Annotated in this window: 14 protein-coding genes and 1 pseudogene; 2 read left to right on the top strand and 13 right to left on the bottom strand. The window is 76.0% G+C overall.

Features of this window, described 5'->3' with window-relative positions:
- Positions 1–48: 48 nt before the first annotated feature.
- The 5 genes from ACL02T_RS04775 to ACL02T_RS04755 all read right to left on the bottom strand — a co-directional run bounded on the left by ACL02T_RS04775 (position 49) and on the right by ACL02T_RS04755 (position 5,997).
- A complete protein-coding gene (locus ACL02T_RS04775) occupies positions 49–900 on the bottom strand; it encodes a sugar phosphate isomerase/epimerase family protein (RefSeq protein ID WP_412829434.1) in 852 nt (283 codons plus the stop codon).
- Entirely contained in the window at positions 897–2,564 is a 1,668-nt protein-coding gene (locus tag ACL02T_RS04770) for a Yip1 family protein (RefSeq protein WP_412829433.1), read from the bottom strand. Before ACL02T_RS04770 ends, ACL02T_RS04775 begins: the two co-directional genes overlap by 4 nt.
- The gene (locus ACL02T_RS04765; protein WP_412829432.1) at positions 2,561–3,571 is read right to left on the bottom strand and encodes a Ppx/GppA family phosphatase; all 1,011 of its coding nucleotides are present in this window, start codon (positions 3,569–3,571) and stop codon (positions 2,561–2,563) included. Before ACL02T_RS04765 ends, ACL02T_RS04770 begins: the two co-directional genes overlap by 4 nt.
- A gap of 81 nt (positions 3,572–3,652) precedes the next feature.
- The gene (gene gvpO, locus ACL02T_RS04760) at positions 3,653–4,204 is read right to left on the bottom strand and encodes a gas vesicle protein GvpO (protein WP_412829431.1); all 552 of its coding nucleotides are present in this window, start codon (positions 4,202–4,204) and stop codon (positions 3,653–3,655) included.
- A 242-nt stretch (positions 4,205–4,446) separates the two neighbouring features.
- Positions 4,447–5,997, bottom strand: a complete 1,551-nt coding sequence (locus ACL02T_RS04755; RefSeq protein ID WP_412829430.1) for an FMN-binding glutamate synthase family protein — start codon at positions 5,995–5,997, stop codon at positions 4,447–4,449.
- 732 nt (positions 5,998–6,729) lie between these two features.
- Between ACL02T_RS04755 and ACL02T_RS04750 the strand changes: the two are divergent.
- Positions 6,730–6,867: pseudogene (locus tag ACL02T_RS04750) on the top strand (class F sortase); the annotation flags it as partial.
- Positions 6,868–6,959: 92 nt separating this feature from the next.
- On the opposite strand, the gene ACL02T_RS04745 reads toward ACL02T_RS04750, so the two are convergent.
- The 4 genes from ACL02T_RS04745 to ACL02T_RS04730 all read right to left on the bottom strand — a co-directional run bounded on the left by ACL02T_RS04745 (position 6,960) and on the right by ACL02T_RS04730 (position 10,264).
- Positions 6,960–7,646, bottom strand: coding sequence for a response regulator (locus tag ACL02T_RS04745; protein ID WP_412829429.1), 687 nt, complete (start codon positions 7,644–7,646; stop codon positions 6,960–6,962).
- Position 7,647: 1 nt separating this feature from the next.
- Positions 7,648–8,853 (bottom strand): sensor histidine kinase, encoded by a 1,206-nt coding sequence (locus ACL02T_RS04740; protein WP_412829428.1) that lies wholly within the window; start codon positions 8,851–8,853, stop codon positions 7,648–7,650.
- Between the two features lie 131 nt (positions 8,854–8,984).
- Positions 8,985–9,719, bottom strand: coding sequence for a phosphoglyceromutase (locus tag ACL02T_RS04735; protein ID WP_412829427.1), 735 nt, complete (start codon positions 9,717–9,719; stop codon positions 8,985–8,987).
- Positions 9,720–9,760: 41 nt separating this feature from the next.
- Complete coding sequence (locus ACL02T_RS04730; RefSeq protein WP_412829426.1) at positions 9,761–10,264, bottom strand: MarR family winged helix-turn-helix transcriptional regulator; 504 nt, start codon at positions 10,262–10,264, stop codon at positions 9,761–9,763.
- Positions 10,265–10,347: 83 nt separating this feature from the next.
- On the opposite strand from ACL02T_RS04730, the gene ACL02T_RS04725 reads away from it, so the two are divergent.
- On the top strand, positions 10,348–10,848 hold the full coding sequence (locus tag ACL02T_RS04725) for a VOC family protein (protein ID WP_412829425.1): 501 nt from the start codon (positions 10,348–10,350) through the stop codon (positions 10,846–10,848).
- 41 nt (positions 10,849–10,889) lie between these two features.
- Here the strand turns inward: ACL02T_RS04725 and ACL02T_RS04720 are convergent, their stop codons facing one another.
- The 4 genes from ACL02T_RS04720 to ACL02T_RS04705 all read right to left on the bottom strand — a co-directional run bounded on the left by ACL02T_RS04720 (position 10,890) and on the right by ACL02T_RS04705 (position 16,736).
- The gene (locus ACL02T_RS04720) at positions 10,890–11,651 is read right to left on the bottom strand and encodes a GntR family transcriptional regulator (protein ID WP_412829424.1); all 762 of its coding nucleotides are present in this window, start codon (positions 11,649–11,651) and stop codon (positions 10,890–10,892) included.
- 212 nt (positions 11,652–11,863) lie between these two features.
- On the bottom strand, positions 11,864–12,379 hold the full coding sequence (locus ACL02T_RS04715) for a type III secretion system chaperone family protein (RefSeq protein ID WP_412829749.1): 516 nt from the start codon (positions 12,377–12,379) through the stop codon (positions 11,864–11,866).
- Entirely contained in the window at positions 12,379–13,698 is a 1,320-nt protein-coding gene (gene mshA, locus ACL02T_RS04710; protein WP_412829423.1) for a D-inositol-3-phosphate glycosyltransferase, read from the bottom strand. The genes ACL02T_RS04715 and mshA overlap by 1 nt, the downstream gene beginning before the upstream one ends.
- Positions 13,695–16,736: a sacsin N-terminal ATP-binding-like domain-containing protein gene (locus tag ACL02T_RS04705; RefSeq protein ID WP_412829422.1), complete on the bottom strand. Its 3,042-nt coding sequence runs from the start codon at positions 16,734–16,736 to the stop codon at positions 13,695–13,697. Before ACL02T_RS04705 ends, mshA begins: the two co-directional genes overlap by 4 nt.
- Between the last annotated feature and the right edge of the window lie 3 nt (positions 16,737–16,739).

The raw sequence follows: 16,739 nt of genomic DNA, 5'->3' as shown, positions 1-16,739 counted from the left end.
GACGGTCGTATCACGCCACGGCGGCGCCGGCGGTGTGACGCGCGCCGCTCAGGCGTGCGGGGCGGGCTGCGGCACGGGTGCCCGGTGCGGGCCCGGCAGGACGGCCGGCGACGACGCGACCAGGTGCAGGCGCGCATAGACCAGGGACTCCGCGAGCAGCGCCGTCCGCTGCTCCCGGTTCCGGCAGCGCCGCGTGCTGACCTCGACGACCACCACGCCCTCCCGGGCGAACCGCTCCGTCGCCAGCCGCTCGCACACCTCGGCGCAGGGCTGGGTGCCGCGGCCGGGCACCAGGTGCTCGTCCCGCGGGGCGCCGGAGCCGTCCGTGAGGTGCAGGTGCACCAGCCCGTCGCCCATCCGGTCCAGCATGGCCAGCGGGTCGGACCCGGAGGCGGCGGTGTGCGAGAGGTCGAGCGTGTAGAAGTGGTGGCCGACCTCGGTCGGGTCGAACCCCGGCGCGTAGGGCACGGTGCGGAACCGCCCGCGCGCCACCGGGAACATGTTCTCCACGGCGAGCCGCACGTCGGCCCGTTCCCCGGCCCGGGCCACCTCGTCGGCGAAGACCGCCGCGTACCGGCGCTGCCAGCGGAAGGGCGGGTGCAGCACGACGGTTCGGGCCCCGAAGCGCTCCGCCGCCGCGACCGAGCGGCGGATCCGGGTCACCGGGTCCGATCCCCACACCCGCTGCGTCACGGCCAGGCAGGGGGCGTGCACGGCCAGCACCGGCACCCCGTGGCGTTCGGCGAGCCGCTGGACCGCGCCGACGTCCTGCGACACCGGGTCCGTCCAGACCATCAGCTCGACGCCGTCGTACCCCAGTTCCGCGGCCAGCTCGAAGGCCGCCGCGGCGGGCTCCGGGTACACCGAGGCGGTCGACAGGGCGACCGGCGGGGAGGTCACCGTTCCAGGAGTACCAGAATCGCGGGTGAGACGGTCAGCAGCAGACCGACGCCCACCGCGAAGGCGGTGGTGCGCAGGTCGTCGTTGCGCAGCAGGGCCCGGACGCCGAGGACCAGACCGACCGTGATGATCACCGCCGCGGCCAGCGCGACCACGGGCAGGTTGAACCAGAGGTAGCGGAAGCCGACCCAGACCGCGGCGCCGACCAGGGCGCCCGCGATCCACTGGCCGATGACCACGGCCCAGCCCTGCGGCGTGCCCTCGTCCTCCTCGTCCGCCTCCTCCTCGGAGGACCGGTCCGCGGCGCGCGGGCCGAGGCCCGCCGGGGCACGGTAGGTGTCGTCCCCGTACTCGGCCCCGTACTCGTCCCCGTACTCGTCCCGGTGGTCGTCGTCCTCGTCCTGCAGCGGGGGCGCGCCGAACCGGGTGGGCGGGCCGCCGTCGGCGTCCTCGTCGCCGAGCGGCGGAGCGCCGAGCTGGGTGGGGGGGCCCGCGTCATCCGCGTCGTCCTCGTCCCGACGCGTGGGCGGGGCGCCCGGCCCGGCCGGCGGGCCGGCGTGCACCGAGCCGAACGGGGCGGTCAGCGGATCGTCCTGCGGCGCCCGGACACGGCCGAGCTGCTCGGTTCCGGGATCACCCGGGCGGGTGGGCCGTCCGTTCGGCACCTGCCCGCCCGGGCCCCACGGCCCGGGTCGCCCCGGGGCGCCGGCGCGCCCGGGCTCCGCGGGCAGGCCGACGGTGCCCGCCGTGTCCGCGCCCCGGCCACCGGGGCCCTGCGCGGGCCCGTCGGGGCGGCCGGGGCCGCGACCGGCCCCGGGCGGGACGAACCCGTTCGGGCCGCGGGTGTCCGGGCGGTGGCTGTTCGGGCCGACGCCGTTCTGGCCGAAGCCGTTCTGGGCGCCGTTCTGCGCGGGGCCGTTCGGGGCAGGGCCGTTCGGGGCGAGGCCGTGCTGAGCAGGGCCGTTCGGGGCGAGGCCGTGCTGAGCAGGGCCGTTCGGGGCGAGGCCGTGCTGAGCAGGGCCGTTCGGGGCGAGGCCGTGCTGAGTAGGGCTGTTCGGGGCGGGCCCGTTCGGGGCCGGGCCGGCCGGCCCGACGCCGTTCTGCCCGGGACGCGGCTGGCCGGCGCCGTGGGGGCCCGAGCCGGTGGGGCCGAAGCCGTACGGCGCGCCCGCTGCCCCGCCGTTCGGGCGGCCCTCGGCGCGGCCCACCTCGCTCTGCGGCAGGTCCTCGTCGCGGCCGCCCCGACCGGGACCGAAGCCGAGGGCGGCGCTGCTGGGCCCGCCGCCCGCGGGCCGGTCCTCGCCGGTGCCGCGGCCCTCCGACCGGCCGACGCCCCACGCGGGCTCGCCGTCCTCCGCCAGGGCGTCCCGCTCGACATGGGGTCCTCCCTGCCGGCCGCGGTCCCAGGCGGGAGCGGGCGGCTGCGGTCCGCGCCACGCGTCGGACGGGGCGTCGGGGGCCGGTCCGGGGCGCCAGGCCTGCGTCCCGCCGTGCCGGCCGGGGACGCCCGGGCCCTCCCCGGCGATCGGAGTGCCGACCTGCTCGGCGCCCGCGTCGTCGGCCTCGCGGCGCCGTCGACGCCGCCCGGCCCCGGCCGCCCCGCCGTTCTCGGCGAGCAGCTCGGCGACCGTGCGCTGTCTCGGCTGGTCGGTCTCGGAACTCATCCGCTACACCGTGCCTCGTACGACGTCAAGGGTCCAAGTGATCGGGGCGCGTCCTGCGCCGAGCGGTCGTCCCTGGTCGACCCGTCGAGGGTGTCGAGCCGCCGGAGGATCACACCCTCGCGCAGGGCCCACGGACAGATGTCGAGTTCGGTGACCTTCAGGGCCCGCATCGCGGCCTCCGCGACGACCGCCCCGGCGACGAGCTGGTGCGCCCGGCTCGGGCTCACCCCCTCCAGCTCCGCGAGGTCCACCGACGACATCCGGCTGATGAACGAGCCCAGCTGCCGCAGCCCCGCGTGGGTCAGCAGCCGCCGCGCCCGGTTGCCGGCGCCCGAGGGCGCCGCCCCGGTGAGCCGGGCCAGCGAGCGGAACGTCTTGGAGGTGCCCACGGCCAGGTCCGGCTCCCCCAGCTTCCGCAGCTCGCGGGCGACCGGCGCGAGGTCGGCGTCGACCTTCTCCCGCAGCGCCTCGATCTCACGCCGCGACGGCGGGTCCCCGGTGAACCACTCCCGGGTGAGCCGGCCCGCCCCGAGCGGCAGCGACGCGGCCGCCGCCGGGTGCTCGTCGCGGCCGGCCGCCAGCTCGAGCGAACCCCCGCCGATGTCGAGGCACAGCAGCCGCCCCGCCGACCAGCCGTACCAGCGGCGGACGGCGAGGAAGGTGTAGCGCGCCTCGTCCTCGCCGGGCAGCACCTCGAGCGCGACCCCGGTGTCGGAGCGCACCTTCGCCAGGACGGCGGCGGAGTTCGTGGCGTCGCGCAGCGCGGAGGTGGCGAAGGCCAGCAGGTCGTCGCACCCCAGGTCGGTGGCGGAGTCGCGCGCGGTGTGCACGGCGGCGATCAGCGAGTCGACGCCGATCCCGCTCAGTGCGCCGTCCGGCAGCAGGTGCTCCGCCAGCCGCAACTCGGCCTTCTGCGAGGTGGCGGGGGTGGGGTGCCCTCCGCGACGGGCGTCCACCACCAGCAGGTGCACGGTGTTGGAGCCGACATCGAGCACACCCAGTCGCACGCGATCAGGTTACCGGCCCGTGCCTCCCCCGTACTCGCAGCGTGACCAGGGCCGCGGCGGGCCGCACCGGTCGTCCCCACGTCAGTGCCAGGGCCGGTCGACCTGATCGCGGGAGTACCGCCGGGCGCGACGACAGGAGATCAGGTCGCCGTCGGGGCGGACGAGGGCCTCGTAGATCGCCAGGACGTCCGTCGTGTCGGGGATGCGCTGCGCCTCGACGACCTCGACCCCGACGCACCAGTCGCCGTCGCGCGGCTCGATCGAGATCACCGTCTCCGGGTGCCGGCCGGTGAGCACGCCGACCTGTTCCGCGGCCCGGCGGGCGATCCGGACGATCGTGCCGTCCGGGTGCCCGGCGGAGCCGTCGTCCTCCTCCGGGCCGCCCGTCCGGGCACCGCCCTCCCCGGCGACGGCGTCCACCGCACCGACGTCCACCGCACCGACGTCCTCCACAGCGACGTCCTCCACAGCGACGTCCTCCGGACCCGCGTCCTCCGGACCCACCTCCTCCGGGCCCGCGTCCTCGGCCCGGACGTCACCGGCCCGGACGTCGCCCGCCCGGACGTCGGCGCCCGCGGACCGTGCCGGGGCGCTCCGCCGGCGCCGCGTGGTCGTGCTCTTCGACTCGGCCATCACACTCACCCTCGTCCTCCACGGCGCCGCCGACGGGGACCCATCCGCGCCGACGTCCCGTACGGGCGCCGCAGGGATCCGGCCGCCCGTCGGGATCCGGGCGCACGGGTACCCGATGCACGCTCGTTCCCCCACCCACGACGGTGCACCGGGGAGAATGGGGACGATCGGCCTCCGGCGGGCTGCCACGTCCGTCGGCAGCGGCTGCGCGGGACGACGGCGTCGCGCCGGCTCGGCTCGGGTCAGCGGTGTGCGAGATCGGTGTGCGGCCGGCCCTCCCGCAGCAGCGCGACGAGCGCGTCCTGGTCCCGCCGCGACGGCAGACCCCAGTCGGGCTCGTAGTCGTACACGTCCCGCAGGCCGCGGGCCACGGTCTGCCCGTCCAGGATCTCGATGTCGTCCGTGCGGACGAGCCCGGGGTGCTCGACGCCCGCCGCCTCGGCGACCTTCCCCAGGTCGCGGCGCAGGGTCAGGATGTAGTTGGCCAGCCGCGCCGACTTGAGCGCCGGGTCGAGGCCGCGCGCGAGCCAGCGGTTCTGCGTGGCGACCCCGGTGGGACAGGTGTCCGTGTGACACTTCTGGGCCTGGATGCAGCCCACGGCGAGCATGGCCTCGCGCGCGACGTTGACCAGGTCGGCGCCGAGAGCGAACGCGACGACGGCGTTGTCCGGCAGCCCGAGCTTCCCCGCCCCGACGAACACGACCTGCTCGTGCAGACCGCGCAGGGCGAACTCGCGGTACACGCGGCTGAACCCGAGCCGGAACGGCAGCGCGACCGAGTCGGTGAACACCAGCGGCGAGGCGCCGGTGCCACCTTCGCCGCCGTCGACGGTCACGAAGTCCACCCCACGCCCGGTGCGGACCATGAGATCGGCGAGCTCGGTCCAGAACTCCATGTCGCCGACCGCGGACTTGATGCCCACCGGCAGCCCGGTCTCGTCCGCCAGCAGCTCGACCCAGTCGAGCAGCTCGTCGACGTTGCGGAACGCGGTGTGCCGCGACGGGCTCACGCAGTCCTCGCCGACCGGGATGCCCCGGGTCGCGGCGATCTCCTCCGTGACCTTGGCGGCGGGCAGCAACCCACCCAGGCCCGGCTTCGCGCCCTGGCTCAGCTTGATCTCCAGGGCGCGGACCGGCGCCCCGGCGACACCCGCCTTCAGCCGCTGCAGGTCGAACCGGCCCCGCTCGTCGCGGCAGCCGAAGTAGGCGGTGCCGATCTGCCAGATCAGCTCGCCTCCGCACCGGTGGTACGGCGAGATGCTGCCCTCACCGGTGTTGTGCAGGCACCCCGCCGTCGCCGCCCCCCGGTTGAGCGCCTCGACGGCCCGGCCGGACAACGACCCGTAGCTCATCCCGGAGAGGTTGACCACCGAGTCGGGGCGGAACGCCGCGCGGCGGCCGCGGGCGGCGCCGAGGACCTTCGCGCACGGCAGCCACGTCGGCTCGTCGCCGCCGCGGGGATGGGTGGGCGCGGCCCGGCCGAACGTCCGGTGCTTGATGATCACGTAGCCGGGCGTGTGCTCGACGTCGTTGTCGGTGCCGAACCCGAAGTAGTTGTTCTCGCGCTTGGCGGAGGCGTACACCCAGCGGCGCTGGTCCCGGCTGAACGGTCGCTCCTCGTCGTTGCCGGCCACCACGTACTGGCGCAGCTCCGGCCCGATCGACTCGATCAGGTACCGGCCGTGGCCGATCACCGGGTAGTTCCGCAGCAGTGCGTGCCGGCGCTGGAGCAGGTCGTGCGCGGCGATGCCGCCCAGCCCTGCCGCCCAGGGAACCCATCGCCCCCATCCCACGACGCGCAGTCTGCTCCCCCGGGTGGCGCCCCGCACCTCCTGGCGCCGCTGGGCGCGTCACGGTGAGCGACCGCCCGGCCACCAGGCCGCCACCACCCACGGCGTACCGGACCGTCCTGTTCGTCCCCGAGTAGCAACTTGTGCGCATTCCGTGACGAGGCGCCCGAGGGCGTCGACTTTCCGGCCGCGCGCCCCCGAAGCGCGCCGACAATCGACGTCAGTACGAAAGGCCCACCCCATGCGCCGTCGCAACACCGCGTTCGCCGTCGTCCTCGGCGACAACACCGACAGCACCGACAGCACCGACAGCACCGACAGCACCGATGGAGGTCAGGTGCGGACCTGCCGACGGGCGGGGTGGACACCGGCGACGGCTCCTTCGACGAGCCGCCGACGCGCCCGTCCTGATCGCCCTCGCCGGGGTGGGGCGCGGTCGCCACCACGGCCGCCGCGGCGAGCCGGCGCCGGTTCGACTGACGCATGAGCACGAGCACCGACCAGCGCCGCCGGATCGGGATCCGCTTCGCGTGGTGGGCGGCGGTGCTCCTGGCGCTCGTCGCGGGCTGTGCCGGCACCGAGGATCCGACGGCCAGCAGCGGGCCGGTGATCTCGGCTCCGAAGCCGGCCGCGGCCTCGGTGGACCCGGACCAGCCGGTCATGGCGGCGTCGCACCCCACGCGGCTGCGCATCCCGGCGATCGCCGTGGACGCCCGCGGCGTGATCGACCTCGCGTTCCCGACCCAGCAGGTGTACGGCGACGTCGCCGGGGCCGAACTGCGCCTGATCACCTGCGGCGGAGAGCTCGATCGAGCGGCTCGCAGCTACCGCGACAACATCGTCGTCTACGCGAACCTGATCGGTGCGACATGACGCGATGAACGGACGTGGCGGTCCCGGGACGCGATGCACCCCGGAGCCGTCACGTCCTGCCGCCGCGACGCCGCGACGCCGCGGAGGTCCGCTCAGCTCTCGAACTTGTACCCCAGCCCCCGCACCGTGACGAGGTGCTGCGGGGCGCTCGGGTCCTTCTCCACCTTGGCGCGCAGGCGCTTCACGTGGACGTCGAGGGTCTTGGTGTCGCCGACGTAGTCCGCACCCCACACCCGGTCGATGAGCTGGCCCCGGGTGAGCACCCGGCCGGCGTTGCGCAGCAGGTACTCGAGGAGGTCGAACTCCTTGAGCGGCAGCGCGACGTCCGTGCCGTCGACCGACACCACGTGCCGCTCGACGTCCATCCGGACCGGGCCCGCCTCGAGCACGCCGGCGCCGTCGGCCTCGGCGGAGCCCTCGCCGCCGCGGCGCAGGACCGCCCGCACCCGCGCGATCAGCTCGCGGGCGGAGTAGGGCTTGGTCACGTAGTCGTCGGCGCCCAGCTCGAGCCCGACGACCTTGTCGATCTCGCTGTCCCGCGCGGTCACCATGATCACCGGGACGGCGGAGCGGGAGCGCAGGGCCTTGCAGACGTCCGTGCCGCTCATGCCGGGGAGCATGAGGTCGAGCAGCACGATGTCGGCGCCGTTGCGGTCGAACTCCTCCAGCGCCTCCTGGCCGGTCGTCGCGACGGCGGCGGTGAAGCCCTCCTTGCGCAGCAGGAACGCGAGCGGGTCGGCGAAGGACTCCTCGTCCTCGACGATCAACACCCTGGTCATCTCATCCTCCAGCTCGGCCGGTCGCGCCGGCCGGGTCTCGGTCGGGGGCCCGGTCCGCCGCGCCGTCCTCGTCGGACGACGTGTCGGCGACACCGGTGGCGGGGAGCCGCATGGTGAAGGTCGATCCGGTGCCGGGGCGGCTCCACAGCCGCACCTCGCCACCGTGGTTCGCGAGGACGTGCTTGACGATCGCCAGGCCCAGACCGGTGCCGCCGGTCGCGCGGGAGCGGGCCGGGTCCACCCGGAAGAACCGCTCGAACACGCGGACCTGGTGCTCCGGTGCGATGCCGATGCCGCGGTCGGTCACGGCGATCTCGACCCAGCCCGCCTCGAGCCGGCGGGAGACGGAGACCGACGCGTCGGGCGGCGAGTAGGCGATGGCGTTCTCGAGCAGGTTCGACAGGGCCGTGACCAGCAGCGTCCGGTCCCCGGCCACCTCCAGGCCGGAGGGCTCGTCGACGGTGATGTCGATACCCGCCGACTCGGCGGAGAGCCGGGAGCGGCCGAGTGCCTCGTCGACGACCTCGTCGACGTCGACGGCCTCGAGGTCCGGCAGCGCCTCGGCGCCCGTCAGCCGGGACAGGGCGATGAGCTCGGTGACGAGTGCACCGAGCCGGGTCGACTCACGCAGGATCTTGCCGGCGAAGCGGTGCACGGACTCGGGGTCGTCCGCCGAGTCGAGGACCGCCTCGGCCAGCAGCCCGACCGCGCCCACCGGCGTCTTCAGCTCGTGGCTCACGTTGGCCACGAAGTCCCGCCGGGTGGCCTCGAGCCGCACCGCATCCGACATGTCCGCGGCCTCGACCAGGGTGAACCCCTCGCCGAGCGGCCGCACCACGGCGACGACGGCGGCGGGCTGGCGGCCCCAGGCCTCCAGCGGGGCGAGGTCGACCTCGACCTGGGTCGAACCCTCGAGCACCTTCTGGCAGGCCGCCCAGGCGCGCGGGTCGGGCCGGCCGGCCCGGACCACGCCGAGCTCGGCGGCCCGCCGGTTGTGCAGGACCACGTCGCCGCCACCGGAGAGCACGGCCAGCCCGGACCCGGTCGACCGGAACACGCGCTGGAGGAGCTCGCCGAGCGTCGGCACGCGCCGGCCGTCCGAACCGGTCCGGGCCGGCCGGGCGCGGCGTCGCCCGATCAGGACACCGGCCCACAGCCCGGCGGCGAGGGCGACGGCGACCAGGACGACGGACGCCACTGCGTTCACGAGGGCATCGTAGGCAGCCCGACCAGGGCCGACGCCAGCTCGACGGGCCCCGAGTGAGCGGCCTGACGTGGCGGACGAGGACTTTTCCGCGCCCGTTCACGGCCCGTTCACCCGGCGGGGGAGGGACCGGCCTACCGGCCCTGGTTCGCGACGCCCCGGATGGCCTCCTCGGCCGCGGCCGGGTCGAGGTACTCACCGCCGGGCACCGCGGGCGTCAGGTCGTCGTCGAGCTCGTAGCGCAGCGGGATGCCGGTGGGGATGTTGAGCCCGGCGATGTCGGTGTCGGAGATGCCGTCGAGCTCCTTCACCAGCGCCCGCAGCGAGTTGCCGTGCGCGGCGACGAGCACGACCTTGCCGGCGCGCAGGTCGGGCACGATCGCCTCGTCCCAGTACGGCAGCATCCGCTCGACGACGTCGGCGAGGCACTCGGTCAGCGGCGCCTGGACGCCGGCGTAGCGGACGTCGCCGTCCTGCGACCACTCCGAGCCCTTCTCGATCGGCGGCGGCGGGGTGTCGTAGCTGCGCCGCCAGGTCATGAACTGCTCGTCGCCGAACTCCTCGCGGATCTGCTTCTTGTCCTTGCCCTGCAGGGCGCCGTAGTGCCGCTCGTTGAGCCGCCAGTCGCGGCGCACCGGGATCCAGTGCCGGTCGGCCACGTCGAGTGCGAGGTTCGCGGTGTTGATCGCCCGGCGCAGCAGCGACGTGTGCACGACGTCCGGGAGCAGGCCCGTCTCCTTCATCAGCTCCCCGCCGCGGCGGGCCTCGGCCTCGCCGGCCTCCGAGAGCGGGACGTCGACCCAGCCCGTGAAGAGGTTCCTCACGTTCCAGTCGCTCTGACCGTGGCGCAGCAGCACGAGTGTCGGCATGCGCGACAGCTTGCCAAACGAGCGCGGGTCGGCGCTGGAGGTCAGCGCTGTCGCTCCGGGCACACCCCCGGGATCGGGACCGCCTCGGGATCACGGCCGAGCCGGACGAGCATGGCCCGACAGATCCCCTCGAGCTGGCCGACCTGCTCGGGGGTCAGGGCGTCGAACAGGTTCTCGCGCACCGTCCGGACGTGTCCCGGGGCCGCGGCCCGCAGCGCCGCGTAGCCCTCCTCGGTGAGGGTGCAGAAGGTGCTGCGCCGGTCTTCCGGGCACGGGCGCCGGCAGACCCAGCCCGTGCGTTCCAGCCGGGTCACCGCATGGCTGAGCCGGCTCTGGCTGCTCTGCGTGGCGGCGGCCAGCTCGCTCATGCGCAGGGTGTGCTCCGGCGCGTCGGACAGCATGGCGAGGATGAGGTAGTACGCGTGCGGCATGCCCGAGTCGCGCTGCAGCTGGCGGTCGAGCGCGCCGTCCAGCAGCGTGGTGGCCGCGGTGAACGCCAGCCACGCCCGCAGCTCGGCGGCGGAGAGCCAGCGGGTCTCGTCCATGCGAACCAGCCTACGCCAGATCGCTTGAACATTCATCTGTCAGGGGCTACGGTGTCGTTGAAAGTTCACAGAAAGGCAGGCCCATGCCCGTCCAGCGCCTGAACCACGCCGTGCTCTACGTCCGCGACGTCGCCCGCAGCGTCGCCTTCTACACCGAGGCCCTCGGGTTCCGGGTCGTCTCGTCGGTACCGGGCCGGGCGGCGTTCCTGCAGGCCGAGGACTCGTCGAACGACCACGACCTCGGCCTGTTCGCGATCGGCGAGGCGGCCGGGGACACGACGGCCGGGCGCGGCAGCGTCGGCCTCTACCACCTGGCCTGGGAGGTCGACACGCTCGCCGAGCTCGACCGGATCCGCGGCGTGCTGCGCGAGCGCGGCGCACTCGTCGGTGCCTCGGACCACGGGAGCACCAAGGCCCTGTACGCCGCGGACCCGGACGGGCTGGAGTTCGAGGTGAGCTGGCTCGTCCCCGCGGACCTGCTCGGGCCGGACACCGGGATGCGCACGGCACCGCTGGACCTCGAGGCGGAGATCGCCCGCTACGGCGCCGGGACACGCGGCGGGGTCGGCGTCTCCGTCCGCTGACGGTGGCGAGCGGGCCACCTCGGCCCCCGGGCCGGCCCGGATCAGCCCGTCGAGGACCCGACGAGGTAGCCGTCCCGGGCGCTGTACTGGGCGGTCAGCGTGAACCGGTCGCCGCGGACGAGCGTGTGCCGCCACTCGACGGGCCGCCCGCCCGCACTGCCGAGGCGCTCGATCGCCAGCGCGGCGACGCCCGCGTCGATCCCCAGCAGGCGGCGCTCGCCCGCACTCGGCACGACCGCGCGGATGTTCTCGCGCCCGCCCGCGACCCGCAGACCGCAGAGCCGCTCGAGCTCGGGGTAGACGCCGGTGTGCGTGAAGTCGACCTCGAGCAGCGGCGCCGCGACCTGCTCCGGCAGCCACACCCGGTCGACGGCGAGCGGCTCGCCCTCGGCGAGCCGCAGCCGCTCGAGGTGCACCAGGGGCGTCGACTCCTCCAGCCCGAGCCGGGCCGCGACGACCCCGTCGGCGCGGACGTCGAGCGTCCGGACGACGCTGCGCTGCTCGCGGCCGGTGGACTCGACGGCGGAGAAGAGGCTGTAGACCGAGCCGAGCTGCTGCTCGATCTCCACCGGCGCGGCGAGCCGCGGCGCCCGGCCCCGCCCGGCGACGACGACGCCCTCCTCCCGCAGCCGCCGCAACGCCTCGCGCACGGTGTGCCGGCTGACCCCGTACTCGCCGACCAGGGCGAGCTCGCCGGGGAACGAGCGGTCGAACTCGTGGGCCTCGAGCCGCGCGCGCAGGTCCGCCAGCAGCTGTGCCCACAGCGGCTCGGCACCCTTGCGCACCAGGGGGCGCGCGGCCATCGCGACCTCCTGAGGATCGACCGTCGGCGTTCGCCCGAGGGTAGCCCGCACCGGGCGTGGGGCGGCCGGACGGCGCCCCCTCTCACACCGGCCCGCCGGCGTCCGCGGACCCGCGCCACGCTCGCCCGCTGGGCCACGACCCGCCCCTCCAGATCCGCGACCGGGGCGTTGACGTCCTCGGCTCGGCTCGTGCGAGCGGCTGCGGCGCGGCCCTACTCGACGAGGTGCTCGAAGGCCTTGAGGTTGGCCAGCGACTCCCCCCGCTCCGTGCGCCAGGCGTACTCGCGGCGGATCGAGGTCGCGAAGCCCAGTTCGAGGAACGTGTTGAAGTCGCCGTCGGCGGCCTCGAGGACCTGGCCGAGGACCCGGTCGAGCTCGTCGGCGCTCACGGCGACGAAGGGGATCCGGCCGACGAGGTGGATGTCGCCGACCCGGTCGAGCGCGTAGTGCACGCCGTAGAGGCGGGCGTTGCGCGCCAGCATGTGGCGGTAGACGCCCTCGTGGTTCTCGTCCGGCTGACGACAGACGAAGGCCTGCACGAACACGGTCCGCTCGCGCACGACGAGCCAGGTCGGCGTGTTGAGCCGGTTCGTGCCCTCCAGCGTGACGAGGTACTGCCCCGCCCCGCGCCGCTGGTACCCGACCTCCAGCTCGCCGAGGGCCTTCCCGACCGCCGCGTCGATGTGCTCCGCGTCGAGCGTCCCGCCGGTGTCGATCTTCTCCTGCATCACGCCTCGATGATGCCCGCGACCATCCTGTCCCGCAGCCGGGCCCGGAACTCCCGGGTGGCGTCGGCGTAGGTGGCCAGCAGGGCGTCGGTGGTGCGGTCCCAGGAGAACTCGCGGGCGTGCGTCACGGCGGCGTGGGCGAGCCGTTCGCGTCGCCCCGGGTCGAGGGCGACGGCGGCCAGGGCGGAGGCCCACTGCCCCGCCCCGTGCCCCGGGACCAGCAGCCCCGACCGCCCGTCCGCGACGGCCACGGGCAGGCCCCCGACGTCGGCCGCGACGACCGGGGTCCCGCAGGCCTGCGCCTCCAGCGCCACCAACCCGAACGACTCGTTGTGGCTCGGCACGGCGATGACGTCGGCGGCCCGGTAGACCCGCGCCAGCGCCGGACCGCCCTGCGGCGGCAGGAACCGCACGACGTCCGCGATCCCCAGGTGCGCCGCCAGCTCCTGCAGCGAGGTCGGCTCGGCCAGCCCGCTGCCGGAGGGCCCGCCGGTGACCAGCACGACCAGCCGCGCACGCAGGCCGGGATCGCGGCGGAGCATCTCGGCGGTGGCGCGCAGCAGCACGTCCGGCGCCTTCAGCGGCTGGATCCGTCCGACGAACCCCAGCACGACGGCGTCGTGCGGCAGCCCGAGCGCCGCCCGGGCCGCGCGGCGCGATGCCGGGCGGAAGCGGTCGAGGTCGACGCCCGGCGGGATGGCGACCGTGCGCAGCGGGTCGGCCTCGCACAGCTCGACGAGCTGGCGGACCTCGATGTCGGTGTTCGCGACGAGCCGGTCCGCCTCCGCCGCCACCTGGTCCTCGCCGATCACCCGGACCATCGGCTCGGGCTGGTCGCCCTCGGCCAGCGCAGCGTTCTTGACCCGGGCGAGGGTGTGGGCGGAGTGCACCAGGGGCACGCCCCAGCGGTCCCGGGCGAGCCAGCCGACCTGGCCGGAGAGCCAGTAGTGGGAGTGGATGACGCCGTACCAGCCGGGCTCGTGGCGCGCCTCGGTCCGCAGCACGCCGGCGGTGAAGGCACACAGCTGACCGGGGAGGTCGTGCTTGCCGAGCCCCTCGAACGGGCCCGCGGCGACGTGCCGGACGAGCACCCCCGGCGCCAGCTCGGCGACCGGCGGCTGCTCCGACGAGGTGGCCCGGGTGAAGATCTCGACGGGGATGCCGCGGCGTGCCATGCGGGTGGCGGTCTCGGAGATGTAGACGTTCATCCCGCCGGCGTCGCCCGTGCCGGGCTGCTCCAGCGGGGAGGTGTGGACCGAGAGGATGGCGACGCGGCCACGGACCGGCGGGGGCGTGTCCGTGTCGGCTCGGTTTCTCACATGCTTCTTCCTAGCACGAGGCCGGGGTGGTCACCGTCGTCGCCGGTGCGTCGGGACAGCGCCAGCAGGGCCCGCGCGGGATCCGCGGCGTGCACCCGCCCGGCGGTGTCGACCCAGGTCGGGACGCTGCGCCTGCCCGCCTCGGGCCGGGTCAGGTCGACCTCCAGGGCCTCGTGCACCCACAGCTCACCGGCGGGGACCGGCAGGCCCGCTGTGCGACAGGCCACCACCACCTCGGGCAGGGCCGACCAGCGCACCGGCCGGCCGGTGCCGACGACCTCGGCCGCGACCACGTCCGAGGCGAGCGGCAGGTCCAGGATGTCGGCCAGCGCGTGCGGCTCCCCGCCGACGACCACGTCCCGGGCCGGCAGCACCGCCGCCGTCCACGGGGCGTCGAGCACGACCGCGTCGTCGACGCTCACGACCGTGCCCGCGAGCGAGCGGACCCGGTCCGGCAGGTCGAGGTCGTCGACCTCGACGACGCCCTCGGCGACCGCCGCGGCCAGCACGGCGTGGGCGTCGGCGGCGAGGGCCGCGTCGACGGTGCGGGCGGGGTCGGCGAGCCGCTCGAGCAGGTCCGCGGCCTCCTCGGTGGAGCCGACGGCCAGCTCGGCGCGGACACCGATCGCGGCGAGCAGCCGCTCGTCGAGCCCCACCGGGACCGGGTCGTAGAGGCCGGCGAGCCGCTCGGCGTCGGGCAGGCGCCAGTGCCCGGGCTCGTACCCGCCGAGCAGGGCGTGGCGGGCGAGCCACCAGCCGGTGTAGCCGCCGGGCTCGAGCACGGCGGCCCGGGTCTCCGGCCGGGCGGCGAGCAGGGCGAGGGCGGCGGACCAGGCGTCGTCCGCGACCAGGTCGAGATCCCGCACCCCGGCGAGCCGGGTGGGCCCGGCTCCCTCGTCCCACCACAGGTCCTCGTCGTGCAGGTCGTGGTCCGGGCCGGCCGGATCCTCGTCGACGACGACGGCGAACCCGTCGAGCACCCCGGCCGCGACCAGCGCCTCCCGCGGGATCCGCGCCGTCCACGTGGGGTCGATGACGCCGACCGGCGCCTCCGGGTCGAACAGCTTCCGGACCGCGGCGTCGGGCAGCATCAGCTCGTCGGCACGCGAGGGCCGGCCGTCGGCGTCCGGCAGGGCGAGAGCCCCGAACCCGGGAGCGGCCGTCACGGCGAGCAGGCCCAGGACGGCCTCGGCGAGGGGCGCGGTGTCCAGCCCGGCCTCGGCGTCGTCGAGGGAGCGCTCGACCGCCTCGCGCAGCGCGGGGTCGTCGAGCAGCGCGGCCGGGTCGGTGGCGGTGGCCCCGAGCCGCTCGAGCAGCGGGTGGACCGCCCCGGGATCGGCGACGTGCAGGCCGGGCAGGGCCAGCTCCGCGACGGCCCGGGTGCCGGTGTCGGGAACGGTGTCCGAGCCGGTGCCCGGGAGCAGGACGCCGGGCGGTCCGGCGACCAGGCGGCCGTCGAGCAGCGGAACGGGCAGGGCCCGGAGCTCCTCGGTCAGCCCGGGAACCGTCTCGACGGCGGGCTCCAGTGCCGCGTACAGCGAGCGCCACCAGCCCGGATCGCGGTCCACGCCGTGCAGGCGCTCCACCAGCCCGGCCGCCCCGATCCGGCGCACGCCGAGCTCGCCGAGCGCCGCCGCGTGCCGGGGCTCGACGGCGGCGAGCCGGGCGAAGGCGGGATCGGCGGCCGCGAGCAGCGCGGGCAGGTCCGGGGCGCCGGGCACGTCGAGCCACTCGGCACGCCGCGGGACGAGGTCCTCCGCCTCCCGGGCCGCGCCGGGCAGCCACGCACCCTCGGCCAGGGCGGCGACGACGGCGGCGCGCAGCCGGCCGTCGAGCTCCGAGAGCGGGAACCCCGGCGCGGGCACGAGGTCGAGCCTGCGCTCGGGCGCGACGGCCCGGACCAGGTCGAGGAAGGCCGCGGCGGCCGCGGCGAGCACCGCGTCGGCGACCGGGCCCGTCCGGACCCGGCGGCGGTCCGGGTCCAGCGGCAGGTCGGCGATCAGCCGGGCGGGCAGCCCGAGCCGCTCCACGGCGGCCGTCGGCGCGTGCAGGACCTCGCCGGAGTCGGGGCCCAAGGGAGCCGGATCACCCCGGACGTCGACGGGCAGGGCCCAGCAGACGCCGCGCTCGCGACGGTGCCGCTCCTCGACCGCGGCGCCCGGGTCGGTCGCGACGGCGGCCCGGATCACGCGGTAGTGCCGCTCGCCGACGGTGGTGATCCCGTCGACCTCGGTGCGGCGCACCACGGTGGGTTCCCCGTCCGGCGCAGCGACGACCACCTCCGCGAGGTCCGGCAGGGCGAGCAGCAGGTCGGGGGCCGCGGCGCGGGCCCGTTCCAGCAGCTCGGCGGGGTCCAGGCCCGGGCGCACCGGGAGCCGGACCTCGGTCGCGTGGCCGGGCGGCGGGCCGGACTCGTCGGGCTCGCAGGGCCAGACCAGGCGCAGCACGGGCACGTGGCCGCCGCGTCGGGTCAGCTCGGCGGCGGGGCCGGGCAGCGCGCACACGGCCGCCGCGGTGGCGGCCGCGGAGAACCGCACGCCGGTCCCGGGCCCGGTGACCAGGCGCGGCGCGTCGGAGATCGGGAGCACCGCGGCGAAGCCGACGCCGAAGCGCCCGGCGGCACCGGGGTCGTCGCGCTTGGCCGACGCGCGCAGCGAGGCCAGGGCGGTGACGCCGGCGGCGTCGAGCGGGGCGCCGGTGTTGGCGACGCGCAGCTCCCCGTCGTGCACGCCGAGGCGCATGCGGCCGGGGACACCGGCGGCGCGCGCGGCGTCGGCGGCGTTCTGGGCGAGCTCGACGAACCAGGTCTCGGCGTAGCCGCCGAGGACGAGGTCCTCCTCCGCGTTGGCGTCCTCGCGGAACCGGGTGGGCGAGTCCGACCACGTCGCGAGCAGTGCGGTGCGCAGCGCCGCCGTGCCGAACGGGTCCCCGTCCGCGAGCTCCTCGCCGGCGAGATCGCCGCCGCCGGTGTCCGGGCCGATCCTGTCCGGGCCGATCCTGTCCGGGCCGATCCTGTCCGGAGCCCCGAGGTCCGGCACGGC

It is taken from the genome of Pseudonocardia oceanicola, assembly GCF_047200735.1.
Taxonomy (GTDB): domain Bacteria; phylum Actinomycetota; class Actinomycetes; order Mycobacteriales; family Pseudonocardiaceae; genus Pseudonocardia.
The sequence above is the reverse complement of the archived record's forward strand: the minus strand, read 5'-3'. Positions and strand labels throughout refer to the sequence as shown.

Coding starts and splice junctions, on each gene's coding strand:
- ACL02T_RS04730 (WP_412829426.1), bottom strand. CDS start 10,264: ATGGACGAGACCCGCTGGCTCTCCGCCGCCGAGCTGCGGGCGTGGCTG.
- gvpO (WP_412829431.1), bottom strand. CDS start 4,204: ATGGCCGAGTCGAAGAGCACGACCACGCGGCGCCGGCGGAGCGCCCCG.
- ACL02T_RS04715 (WP_412829749.1), bottom strand. CDS start 12,379: ATGCAGGAGAAGATCGACACCGGCGGGACGCTCGACGCGGAGCACATC.
- ACL02T_RS04720 (WP_412829424.1), bottom strand. CDS start 11,651: ATGGCCGCGCGCCCCCTGGTGCGCAAGGGTGCCGAGCCGCTGTGGGCA.
- ACL02T_RS04770 (WP_412829433.1), bottom strand. CDS start 2,564: ATGAGTTCCGAGACCGACCAGCCGAGACAGCGCACGGTCGCCGAGCTG.
- ACL02T_RS04725 (WP_412829425.1), top strand. CDS start 10,348: ATGCCCGTCCAGCGCCTGAACCACGCCGTGCTCTACGTCCGCGACGTC.
- ACL02T_RS04745 (WP_412829429.1), bottom strand. CDS start 7,646: ATGACCAGGGTGTTGATCGTCGAGGACGAGGAGTCCTTCGCCGACCCG.
- ACL02T_RS04735 (WP_412829427.1), bottom strand. CDS start 9,719: ATGCCGACACTCGTGCTGCTGCGCCACGGTCAGAGCGACTGGAACGTG.